Source organism: Arundinibacter roseus (assembly GCF_004348825.1).
GTDB classification, from domain to species: domain Bacteria; phylum Bacteroidota; class Bacteroidia; order Cytophagales; family Spirosomataceae; genus Arundinibacter; species Arundinibacter roseus.
In genome coordinates, this window is the sequence record NZ_SMJU01000003.1 from 252,729 (window position 1) to 265,258 (window position 12,530).

The following is a 12,530-nucleotide window of genomic DNA, read 5'->3' on the forward strand; positions in this document are numbered from 1 at the left end:
AATTCGCAACAGGCTCGCTACACCGGACTCGGTTGGCGAGCCATTTTTTTGCCTGGAACTTCATTTAATAGGCCGTGTACTTTATGACAATCTGCCTGCAATTCGAAAAACATTTAAAAAAAATTCTTCGCCAATGGGTCATCTGCGAGGAAAGCTCCTTTATATCTCTATAAACAAAAAATATTGTATTTTTTATTCAATAAATCCATTGAAGGACTATTCAACTTTAACCGCCGAACAATTGCTGAATGATCCACAATTCAGAAATTGGCTCATCGCTCCCAACGAAGTGAATGAGCAGTTTTGGAAAGATTTTTTGATTCGTTTCCCAGAAAAACAGCTGGCAGTAAGAACCGCCAAAGCTATGTATTTGGCTCTGAATCAGATGCAGGAAGTACCAGGCGATGAGCAGGGCGAGCATTTGTGGGAGAGAATCAGACAGGAAATTGAGCAAGATTCATCTGTCCCTGAATTAGAATTAGCCGTCCCTGAACCCAATCTTTGGAGACGTTGGATCGCAGCGGCAAGTATTCTGTTTCTGTTGAGCGCCGGTGGCTGGTATTTTTGGAAAATCACTAATGTACAATCTGCCAATACCTACGAGGGTCAGGTGGCCGGGCAAACGGAGAATCTGATTGAAAAAGTAAATCGCAGTCAGCAAGCCGAAAGGATTGAACTGCCCGATGGAAGTATCGTCAAGCTCTTTCCCTCAGGCCGTGTAAGTTATCAGGCACAATTTACTTCCCAACGTCGGGAGATATTCATGTCGGGGAAGGCCTATTTTGAGGTAGTCGAAGACGAGCAACGTCCGTTTTTGGTGTATGCCAATGGCCTGGTCACGCAGGTGGTGGGCACAAGCTTTACCATCGACTCACCTTCGGCAACCGTCATGGCCACAGTTGCAGTTTCTTCCGGGAAAGTAAAAGTATTTACTCTGGAAAATTTTCAGAAAAATCAGCGTGGAGAACGTGGTGAAGTGACCTTGCTGACACCGAATCAGCAGCTAACTTTTGATCCGCAAAAGGCTCTTGTAACCCGACAGATCGTGAAAGAACCTTTATTGCTCAACCCTCCAAAGGTTTACCCGAATTTCTACTTTGAAAATACCTCCGTGGTTCATGTATTTAAAACGCTGGAAGAATCCTATGGCGTGACAATTCAATACGATCATAAGACTATTTCTGATTGCAGCGTTACGGCGCCTTTGGGAACCGAGCCGCTCTTTCGCAAGCTTGATATCATTTGTCAGACAATCGGTGCAACGTACGAGGTGTATGGCTCAGAGATCATCGTGAAAGGTTCGGGCTGTGGAAATTAAGTTTATTTTTCACCTAACTCTAATCCAGATGAATTAAAAATACATACCCGTACACAAACAAAAAGTCGGTAATGCTGGAACATTACCGACCACTACCCCACAATTCACTTGACGAGCGAAGGCACCCGTGCAGCACGGGTGGAAGGGGACTCATTGTCTTTATTTTCACAAAAACAACCTGGTAAATGTATGAAAAAACTACTGCATTACGTTCCTAAACCTTATCGAATCATGAGAAGTGCATGCCTTCAATTGATGCTTGTTTTGCTTTTTGGCGGTTTGTCGATTGCCAAAAATACCCTTGCCCAGGAAATTCTCAGCAAACCGGTTTCCATTCAAGTCAAGAATCAAAAGCTGGAATCTATCCTGCATAAGCTGGAAAAAGCGACTGGCGTAAAATTCACCTTCGTGCCACAGGTCCTGCAAAAAGCCGGAGCTCTGTCGATTTCAGCAGAAAATGAATCCCTGGAATCGGTGCTCAATCGGTTGCTTATTCCACAGCAAATCATCTACCTGGTCAATGGGAATTACATCGTGTTGAAAAAAGCACCTGAAAAAGGCAGCTCTTCCCGACAATCAGACCAACCCGCAGAGTCTCAATCGGTTGATATTACCCTTGAAGGAACGGTTAAAGATGAAACCGGCGAAGGATTGCCCGGCGTCAGCATTGTGCTCAAAGGGACTCAGCGGGGCACAACCACCAATGCGCAGGGAGCATTTACACTAAATGTACCAGATCAATCAGCAATCCTTATTTTTAGTTTTGTAGGTTACCTTCCTCAGGAGGTAGAGGTTGGCAGCCGTACTACCTTTGCGATTCAACTGGTCCCTGAAAACAAATCCCTCAACGAAGTGATTGTGGTGGGCTACGGGCAGCAATCCAAAGCCAAGCTTATCGGTTCGGTGGCGCAGATCAATGCCGAACAAATCAACAACCGGACCAACACTCAGCTTTCGCAGACATTGGCGGGACAAATGCCGGGCGTAACCGTCATACAGCGGTCGGGACAACCGGGTGCGAGCGGCGGTACAATTCAGATTCGGGGCGTGGGTTCTTTTGGCGCAAATACTAATCCGCTCATTTTGGTTGACGGCATTCCTGCCAACTCATTTAACAACATTGATCCAAACGATGTGGAGTCGATTTCGGTGCTAAAAGACGCATCCTCTGCTGCAATTTATGGCGCGCGAGCCGCCAATGGCGTTATTCTGGTAACTACCAAAACAGGTAAAGCCGGCAAACTTCGCATTGGTTATAACGGCTACGTAGGTTTTCAAAAACCGACTGCACTGCCTGAATTTGTTAATTCCTGGGAGTACGCCGAGCTCCTCAATGAAGCAGATCCAGGTTCCTTCTCGCAGGAGCAAATCGCAGCTTTCAAAAATGGCAGCGATCCGGATAATTTCCCAAACAGTGATTTTCCCGGCATGACTCTTAAAAAAAGTGCAGCCCAGACAAGCCATAATCTTTCGATTTCAAATGGCAACGACAACAATCAATACATGCTTTCTTTTGGGTACCTGGGGCAGGCCGGAATCATCGATAAAAATCAGTTTGACCGGTTCAATATTCGTTTAAACCTGACGAGTACGCTTTCTAAAAAATTGAAGCTAACTACCCGTCTTTCAGCCATCCAAACCATTGACAAACAGCCCGCTCCACCCGCTACGCTGGATTTTAATGACATGGTTGGGATCATTAACCAAACTGTACGAATGCCCGCTATTTTTCCGATTCAATACAGCAATGGTGATTGGGGAACGGGGGTTTCCAATAAAGGCACATCCGTTTCGTATTTGCGAAATGATTCATTTTATACAGGTAAAACTACGGATTTAGGAGCCAACCTTCGCCTGGATTATACCATACTTCCAGAACTTAAATTTTCCGTATTGGGTGGTTATACGCAGCTCAACGGTCGCGATACACGGTTTTTGGCAACTCAGCGCCTCAACCCCACGATTGTTCTCGGGCCTTCGTCACTGGCCGAAGGAATAGATACCCGCAACTACCGCACAATTCAGGCTTTTGCTGACTATACCACTACTTTTGGTGCACACGAAATCAGTTTTCTTGGCGGCTATTCGTTCGAGTCAGAATTTTCAGAAAATCTTTCGCTGAGCCGTTCAAATCTTCCTACCAATGTCATTACGGTAATTGCCGCCGGTGACGCAAGTGCGCAGATTACCGACGGAAGTGCCGCTGAATGGGCCCTGGAATCGTATTTCGGAAGAGCCAAGTATGCATTTCAGGATAAATACCTGCTGGAAGGAGCCATTCGATACGACGGCTCTTCCCGCTTTCCGACTAACCAAAAATATGCCCTGTTTCCCTCAGTAGCGGTGGGCTGGCGTCTGGGTGAGGAGAGATTTATTAAAGAAATCCTTACCTGGATTGACGAGCTAAAATTGAAGGCTTCGGTGGGTACACTTGGCAATCAGAATATCGGAAACTACCCCTATCAAAATGTTCTGAACACAGGCTTCAACTATGCGTTTGGTGGCTCCATCAACACCGGCGTAGCCCGCACAACTATCACCGATACTACCCTTCACTGGGAATCGACCAGGACTCGGGATATTGGTTTGGAAGGCAGCTTTTTCAAGCGTTCTTTAAATTTTAGCGTTACCTATTTTAATAAATTCACCTACGATATTTTGGTTAGTCCCGCTTCCAGCGTGGCCAGAGTTTTGGGTTTCACGGTTGGTCAGCAAAATTCAGGGAAGCTATCCAACAATGGCTGGGAATTTACGCTGGATCACCGCCGCACGATTGGTGATTTTGCCTTTTCCGTTGGAGGAAATTTAACCTATATCAATAATTCAGTAGTTGATTTGGGTGTGGGAAATATCACCCAACCCAACGGACTGGTAGGCAATGGCAGCACGCTGTTTTTGGGCTATCCTATGAACCTATACTATGGGTACGAAACAGACGGATTGTTTACGGATGAAGAAGATGTAAAAAACTGGGTTAATCAATCTGCCGTAGCGCCTAATTCAAAGCCGGGGGATATTCGCTACCGAGACATCAGCGGCCCGGATGGTGTGCCCGACGGGAAAGTAGATCCTACCTATGACCGGACGGTTTTGGGCAGTACTATTCCGAAGCTGAGCTACGGCATCAACCTGAGTGCCAACTTTAAAGGCTTTGATCTTACAGTCCTTTTTCAAGGAGTTGGCGGTGTAAACGGGTACCTCAACAACCACGCGGGCTGGGCATTTTTTAACAGCGGCGGCGTACAGCGCTGGCACATGGACGAACGCTGGACTCCCGAAAACCCCGACCGCAACGCGGGCTATCCCCGCATGGAACTCATTTCAAATACGGGTACCAACAACGCCACAAATGCCTTCAACTCATCTTTCTGGATTTTGAACGGTTCATACCTGAGGCTCAAAAACTTACAGGTCGGTTATACATTCCCTCAGGAAGTTTTGAAACGGTTCAAAATGGCTAACCTGCGCATGTACGCCAATGCCGAAAATCTGTTTTTGCTGAGTCAGTACCGCAAAGGCTGGGATCCGGAAATCAATACGGGTGGCGCATTTTATCCCATTTTGGCCAATTATACCTTTGGTTTAAATATCAATTTCTAATTTAACAAGATCTGAACGATGAAACGCATATACATTTTTCCCATAAAAATAACTCCCTGGTTAGTCGCCATGCTACTTTTACTTAGTAGCTGTGCCGATCAGCTGGACAAAGCCCCGTTAAGCAGCTACGTGAACGAAAATTTCTGGACCAACGAAGGCAATGTCATGCTGGCGCTTACGGGTCTTTACCGTGGCAATATTCAAATGGCCGCTGCTCCTGCCACCCGCGCTGAGGGTTCGGCCACTGACTGGTGGTCCTACCACGGCATGATATTGCTTGAAATGGCGACGGACAACGCCTACGACCGCCGGGGTGACAACTCAGGGTTAAATCAGCTGACAAATGGAAACCTTACGGCTGCAAATGTGTATTTAAATAATTACTGGACAGCGAGTTATAGCCGAATTGCACGTAGTAATTATTTTATCGAAAATATAGCTAAGGCAACGATCGAACCCGACAAGATTAAACGTATGGTGGCTGAGGCCCGATTTCTCAGAGCCTGCCAATATTTTTATCTTTCTCAGACGTTTGGTTCGGTTCCCCTGGTTACGGCTTCGCTTTCTTTACAGGAGGCAAACACGGTCAGCAAAGCTCCCAAAGCCGAAATATTGGCCTATGCAACGGCAGAATTTGCCGCAGCGGCCGCTGATTTGCCCCGCGAACGTGATCTGCCCCCTACCGAAAGGGGCAGGGCTACCCGGCAGTCAGCTTTGGCTTTCCTGGGACGTGCGCAACTTGCCGACCGGAATTTTTCACAGGCAGCTGAAACATATAAAACCATTATTGATTTTGGAGATAATATCATTGATCCAAACTATGCAGGTCTCTTCAATGGGACTAATGAGGCGAGTAAAGAATTGATTTTTTCGACTCAATACGTAAAGGATCAGGCACCTAATTCCATGAATCAGCATTTTTTTCCCGCCCTGAATGGCGGTTGGCACCTTTTTAACCCGCTGGGAAGTTTGGTAGAATCCTATGAATTTACGGATGGAACCCCTTTTTCATACAGCAATCCTTTGTTTGATGTACAGGAACCTACCAAAAATCGGGATCCCCGTTTGAAATATACGGTACTTTTCAATGGAGATTCTTTTCAGGGACTACCGTATATTACCCATCCCGATTCTACCCGCTCGGTAGATCAGCTCACGACTTCCAAGCAGGCCACCCGGACGGGTTTTGGCATGCGCAAATTTAATGTCGAAAGTCTGAGTGGCGATTTGATGAATTCTGGGGCAGACTTGCCCATAATCAGGTACGCAGAAGTGCTGCTTAGCTATCTGGAAGCACGGTTGGAAGCCGGTTCGGCCATTGATCAGGCACTGCTCGACCAAACCATCAACGTGGTAAGAGGAAGGGCGAGCGTCAATATGCCTCGGGTTACGGAAACCGATCCGACCAAATTGCGCGTCATCCTTCGGCGTGAACGTCGCAACGAACTTGCCCTGGAAGGCATTCGGCTGTGGGACCTGATGCGCTGGAATGTGGCTGCACAGGTCCTGAAAGGAGATTTTTATGGTGCATCCTTTCCAGCGGCCAGGAACCTGCGGAAGAAAAATGCCTCCACCACGGATCCGAACAATCGGTGGTTTGTTACCAGCAAAGCCTTCCGGCCAGGAATTGATGAAACCTGGCCTATTCCACTTAGTGAGGTAAATATTAATCCAAATTTGAAATAAAAAGCAGGCAAAAACGGGTTGCTCCTGCCTCTAAAATGTTCGGTGAGCAGCCCGTTTTTTCTATCATTAACTTTATTATATATTAATGTTAATCAGGGGGTAAACTATTCTTCTTGCTTCCTTCATTCCTGAATTCTTACATGAAACGTCGTACCTTTCTAGAAAACTCTCTGCTGGCATCGGCGGCCAGTCTGTCGATACTTCCCGCCGGAGCGCAACCAAAAAAACAGGATTCTGCCAGTGAACTTCCCACAAGTCTGACTCCCTACCTCAGCAATTGGCACACGCTACCCGACCGTACCTGGGCAGGAGAAACCCTGTGGGCCAACCGGTTACAGGATTGGCAAATCCGCTCGGGCGGGCTGGAATGTAATGTACGTGGTAAAAATCGCTCAGTTGCGCTACTCACCCACGAACTGGGATCTCAGCCCGGGACTTTTTTTATCAAAACAGACTTTCAATTTCTAAACCCAAAAGCCCCCTCCGATTTGATTGGCCTGAGGCTTGGCAGCAAAGGTCCGATTGATGACTACCGCTCAGCAGCGATCTACGGGCAAGGGTTAACCGTTGGAATCAGGGCCGATGGGAAATGGGTGGTTGGTAAAAAAACGATTGATTCTCCTCTGAACTCTGCGCAACTTAACGAGCCGCTTACCTTGTCCATGAGCGGACAGCCTACTACGGCAGGCATGAACTCTCTTCATCTTAAAGTACTCAAAGGAGCCGCCCTGATTGCTGAAACAACTGTTCAGGATATTGACCATCAACAGCTTCGTGGGGGGGTGGCGCTGCTTAGTCATGCAGATATAGCGGAGCAACAGGAATTTTCTCCCAGCGCACGCTTTGAAAACTGGACCGTAGAAGGGACCCGAATTGTGGCAGATACGGAGCGAACCTATGGCCCTGTTTATTTTGCTCAGTATACGCTTCATAGCGCAACAGTCAAGCTTTCAGCACTTTGTGCACCAGTAGGAAACACGGCAGAGGATGTTGCGCTGGAACTTCGGGGGACGAATGGATGGCATACCGTGGCTACAAGTCCGGTTGATCCCGTTAGCCGAATCGCGGCCTTTCGACTCACCGATTGGCAAGCTACCACTCCGGTCGTCTACCGACTTAAATATACCCTGCGATCGAGCGACAACCAACCGCATGTTTACGAATATGAGGGAAGTATCGCCCCTGCCCCGCCAATGGATCAACCCATAAAGTTGGGTTTGTTTAGCTGCAACTGCGATCATGGATTTCCGGATGCAGATTTGAGAAAAAATATTCTCCACCATTCCATTGACGCTGCCCTTTTTTTGGGCGATCAGTTCTATGAGGCTTCCGGTGGATTTGGCGTGGAAGCCACAACCCTTGACCGATCTATCCTGGATTATATGCGAAAGTGGCAACAGTTCGGCTGGTCTTACCGTGATGTGTTTCGGCACGTACCCTGCATTTCCATTCCTGATGACCATGATGTATATCATGGCAATGTGTGGGGTGAAGGTGGAAAAGCGGCCGACGCCGAAGGCACAACCTATGCCCGACAAGATTCGGGTGGATACAAAATGCATCCCGATTGGGTACGAATGGTGCAGCAGACCCAAACGAGTCACTTACCGGACCCCTACGACCCGACGCCTATTAAACAGGGGATTAGCGTGTACTATACCCACTGGAACTGGGGCCCGCTGAGTTTTGCCATTGTAGAAGATCGTAAGTTTAAGTCGGCGCCAAAAAACATATTCCCCGCCGTAGCAGGAATTCAGAATGGGTTTATTACCAACCTGGATTTTAAAGATAAAACTTACCTCAACGCACCGCAGGCTGAACTGCTCGGCCCACGTCAGGAAAAATTTCTGCAAGCCTGGGCCGCCGACTGGAAACAAGGCGCACGAATGAAAATTCTGCTTTCGGCAACAAATTTCTGTACGCTTGCCACCTTGCCAGAAAATTCCACTGGGGATCAGATAGTACCCTCGCTCCCTATACCAAAACCCGGCGAGTACATCAGCGGTGATGCCCCTACCCGCGACATGGACTCCAACGGTTGGCCACACAGCAAACGCAACCGGGCCGTTGACATCATTCGCCGCGGCTTTACGCTGCATTTAGCCGGTGATCAGCACCTTGCGTCCATTGTTCACTACGGAGTAGATACGCATGAAGATGCGGGTTTTGCCTTTGCAGGTCCAGCTCTGAACAACATTTTCCCACGACGTTGGTGGCCCAAGCTCCCTGCCACTCATCAACCTTTGCCGGGTCGTCCGGCTTATACCGGAAATTTTGAAGATGGTTTTGGAAATAAAATAACCGTGCATGCGGCGGCCAGTCCCCGGTTAACGGGCTTAAAACCAGCTATTATTCATGACCGGGCTACTGGTTACGGAATCGTAAAAATTGATCCGGCAAGCCGTAAAATTACCCTGGAATGCTGGAAGCGCAGCGCTGACCCGGCTCAGCCAACTGCTGAAAGTCAGTATGAAGGCTGGCCTAAGACCATCCATCAACGGGAAAATTATGGTCGAACGCCACTTGCCTACCTGCCATCTGTTGAAGTTAAAGATTTTCAGGATGCGGTTGTGCAGGTAATCAATGAAGTATCGCACGAAATAGAATATACGTTACGGATTCAGGGCACAAGCTATCGTCCACCGGTTTTTGAGAAAGGCAAATACACGCTAAGAGTAGGCGACCCTGACCGGGACTTATGGAAGGAATTCAAAGGACTGAGGGCAGGTCGCAAAAGCTCTCCCTTGCTGGTTTCCCTGGGGTAATTGCGTCGGTTGGCTTTTACAATTACTAATTTTACTAAAATTCATAAATTGGACGTAGGGTAAAAAACTGGATTTTATTGATTCTACCAGCAAAGAGCAAAGGCAATACATCGCTCATTTATTTCCCTACCTTATCCATTTAACTACAATTTCCGATGATTAAATACTCTTTTCTATTTATTTTTTTACTTCTACTAAGCAGTGGCTGCACGAAAAATTCTGATCGCAAACAGGGTACTAATTCTGCACCCGAAAAACCAAATATCATACTCATATATGCCGATGACCTGGGTTACGGCGATGTTGGGGCTTATGGGGCTACCCAAATCAAAACGCCAAATCTGGACAAATTGGCCAACGGCGGCGTTCGATTCACCAATGGCTACGCGACTTCCGCTACCTGCACACCCAGCCGGTACGCTATCCTGACGGGGACGTATCCGTGGCGAAATGCGGATGCAAAAATTCTGCCCGGCACGGCCCCGCTCATAATTGACACGGCCCAAATGACAATTCCCAAACTACTGAAAGAAAAGGGATATCATACCGGCGTCGTTGGCAAATGGCACCTGGGTCTTGGCAGTGGCGAGATGAACTGGAACGTACGGGTGTCGCCCGGCCCTAACGAAGTTGGTTTTGACTATGGGTACATTATGGCCGCTACGCAGGATCGGGTACCTACGGTTTATCTTGAAAATGGACGTGTAGTAAATCTTGATCCCAACGATCCGATTGAGGTAAGCTACGATAAAAATTTCCCAGGCGAGCCAACGGGCAAGGACAATCCTGAACTGTTGAAAATGAAATGGCATCACGGCCACAACAACAGCATTGTGAATGGTATTCCCAGAATTGGATATATGAAAGGAGGCAAAAAAGCGCAGTGGGTGGATGAAGAAATGGCGGATCATTTTTTGGAAAAAGCGCAGCAGTATGTCAAAAAACAAAAAGACAAGCCCTTTTTTCTCTACTATGCCCTGCAACAACCCCACGTTCCACGCACACCCAGTCCGCGTTTTGTGGGTTCGTCGGGCATGGGCCCGCGTGGCGACGTAATCGTGGAGGCTGATTGGTGCGTAGGTGAGCTAATTAAAACCCTGGAAGCCGAAGGACTGATGGATAACACGCTCATCATTCTAAGCAGCGACAATGGCCCCGTACTTAACGATGGATACTACGACGACGCCGAAGAAAAAATCGGCAGCCACAAGCCGGCCGGGAAATTGCGGGGTGGAAAGTACAGTCTATTTGATGCCGGTACCCGTCTTCCCTTCATAACTTATTGGAAAGGGAAGATCAAACCCGGAGTATCTGACGCATTGGTTTGTCAAATTGACCTGCTGGCTTCACTGGCCGCTCTGGTAGGCAGCAACGCAAAGACGGTTGATAGCGAGAACCTGCTGGATACTTTTCTTGGCAAGAGCACCGTTGGTCGGCAGGAATTGATTCTGGAAGCTACCTCCCGCACGGCCCTCCGCAAAGGCGATTGGGCCATGATACCCCCCTACAAAGGTCCGGCCCGAAATAATGAAGTAAAAATCGAGCTGGGAAATTCGTCTGATTATCAGCTGTATAATCTAAAAAATGATCCAGGCCAGACCTCCAATCTGGCAAAGACTGAACCCGAAAAATTAAAAGAAATGATTGATACCTATCAAAAAATCCGGGGCGCAGGCGCAGGTAAAATTGAAAACCTGGAATTGAAGTAAAAAGATTTATTTAAAATTCAGTAAGCGGCACCTGTGGCCACCTGCCACAAGTGCCGCATGATACAATTCAGGAGAAAGTGAGTTCAATAAGGTAATTCCATTTTGGACTATTTCTACCCAATCCGCGGAATCAATTCAGGCACTTTCTTACCCTGAGAAGTTGCCCAACTATAAAAAGAATGGGAGCTTACTTTTTCAAAACCTGCCAAAAGTCTTCTTCTAATTTTCTCTCGTCAATCTTTGTGTACACTTGAACTTTGCTTCCACTATTTTCGGGTGGAGTTGGAACAGTCTCAATCGTGGCTAATTCGGGTTTCAGGTAGGCTTCAACCAAGGCTAAGTCCCACATAATGCGCGCTTTGTCTCCGATAGCGTGCTCTTGCCAACGTACTTTCAGAATGTTTTCAATTTCCACTTTCTCATTCAATTGACTGAACGTGGCTTCTCTCTGAAATTCAAGCGGGCGGGCCGCTTCAAGGGGCATAATGGTAAAATCAAGACCGTTTAGATTTAACATGTAGTTGAAGGCATTGAGGTCATTGCGAATATTGAACTCATCTTTATCCCAAACCTTAGTTTTAGGATTATACCTCGCACCCAACGCGTACACCTTAATTTTGGGCAAAATTTCGGGTGCAAGAATTAGGGCAGAGGCGATATTGGATAAAGCGCCCAAGGTCAGTACATCAAGCTTTTCTCCGTCGGGAAGCTTTTTAACTGCCGTAATAAGTGCTTCTGAAGCCGGGGAGGGACGTGCCTCTTTTTGGCCCCACGCCCGCCCGATTTGACGATCAGCGCCGAGCGGATGCGGAATATCCAACCGGCTGAGGGTCTTTAAAATCTGCTCGTTCAGACGTTGACTTTCCGCAACGGTATTGAGCCCTTTGGTTTGGTAGCCGTTCCATTTTTCAAAAACGTTCAGATCAGGATTATTGAAATGTGCCGAGCTTAACCCAACAAGCTCTACCAACGGTTCTTTGACCAACCGCACGATGGCGTACAAGTCGTCAACTTCATTTCCTGTATCAGCATCAAGCCATACTTTTTGTTTTTGACCCATGGCTGAAAAGCCTATACAAAGTAGCAACAAGCTTACAAAAAAGCGTTTTTGTATCATAGTTTATACGTTATCTCACATTTGCCCATGGACTAAATTGTGGTAAAGTTTGGAGGTAAATTTAAAATTTTTATTGTTTTATTGCTTGTCTATACAACATATTTATTTTGCCTCTAAATCCTTTACTGGACAATCAAAATTAAAACAAATTGTTCTAAATATTTTCAGGATCAAATAGTTATTTAGTATTCAATAATTATTGATTCTTTTTTTGCTTAGTAACTTTTTTTATGAAACCTATTCGGGCTTATGGACAAGTCTGATAAGTATCTGCAAATTATTTAAAAATCAGAAAATTGGAATAGTTGGGAATAAAAAGTGCCATGTTATTTTTT

General features: G+C 46.9%; 6 protein-coding genes. 5 read left to right on the top strand and 1 reads right to left on the bottom strand.

The features are described from left to right. Window positions 1-208 precede the first annotated feature (208 nt). The 5 genes from EZE20_RS05780 (at window position 209) to EZE20_RS05800 (ending at window position 11,078) form a co-directional block, all read left to right on the top strand. On the top strand, window positions 209-1,318 hold the full coding sequence (locus EZE20_RS05780; protein ID WP_165933417.1) for a FecR family protein: 1,110 nt from the start codon (window positions 209-211) through the stop codon (window positions 1,316-1,318). 189 nt (window positions 1,319-1,507) lie between these two features. Beyond that, window positions 1,508-4,918: a SusC/RagA family TonB-linked outer membrane protein gene (locus EZE20_RS05785; RefSeq protein WP_132115458.1), complete on the top strand. Its 3,411-nt coding sequence runs from the start codon at window positions 1,508-1,510 to the stop codon at window positions 4,916-4,918. 18 nt (window positions 4,919-4,936) lie between these two features. Next, window positions 4,937-6,604 carry a RagB/SusD family nutrient uptake outer membrane protein gene (locus EZE20_RS05790; protein WP_132115460.1) on the top strand — a complete coding sequence of 556 codons (1,668 nt, stop codon included), beginning with the start codon at window positions 4,937-4,939 and terminating at the stop codon, window positions 6,602-6,604. A gap of 140 nt (window positions 6,605-6,744) precedes the next feature. After that, window positions 6,745-9,369: an alkaline phosphatase D family protein gene (locus EZE20_RS05795; RefSeq protein ID WP_132115462.1), complete on the top strand. Its 2,625-nt coding sequence runs from the start codon at window positions 6,745-6,747 to the stop codon at window positions 9,367-9,369. Window positions 9,370-9,524: 155 nt separating this feature from the next. Then, window positions 9,525-11,078 (top strand): sulfatase family protein, encoded by a 1,554-nt coding sequence (locus EZE20_RS05800; protein WP_132115464.1) that lies wholly within the window; start codon window positions 9,525-9,527, stop codon window positions 11,076-11,078. 187 nt (window positions 11,079-11,265) lie between these two features. On the opposite strand, the gene EZE20_RS05805 is transcribed toward EZE20_RS05800, so the two are convergent. Next, on the bottom strand, window positions 11,266-12,195 hold the full coding sequence (locus EZE20_RS05805) for a nucleoside hydrolase (RefSeq protein ID WP_132115466.1): 930 nt from the start codon (window positions 12,193-12,195) through the stop codon (window positions 11,266-11,268). Between the last annotated feature and the right edge of the window lie 335 nt (window positions 12,196-12,530).

What these genes read in the sequence shown, in the direction of transcription:
- EZE20_RS05800 (WP_132115464.1), top strand. Translation starts at nt 9,525, where the DNA reads ATGATTAAATACTCTTTTCTATTTATTTTTTTACTTCTACTAAGCAGT.
- EZE20_RS05785 (WP_132115458.1), top strand. Translation starts at nt 1,508, where the DNA reads ATGAAAAAACTACTGCATTACGTTCCTAAACCTTATCGAATCATGAGA.
- EZE20_RS05805 (WP_132115466.1), bottom strand. Translation starts at nt 12,195, where the DNA reads ATGATACAAAAACGCTTTTTTGTAAGCTTGTTGCTACTTTGTATAGGC.
- EZE20_RS05795 (WP_132115462.1), top strand. Translation starts at nt 6,745, where the DNA reads ATGAAACGTCGTACCTTTCTAGAAAACTCTCTGCTGGCATCGGCGGCC.
- EZE20_RS05790 (WP_132115460.1), top strand. Translation starts at nt 4,937, where the DNA reads ATGAAACGCATATACATTTTTCCCATAAAAATAACTCCCTGGTTAGTC.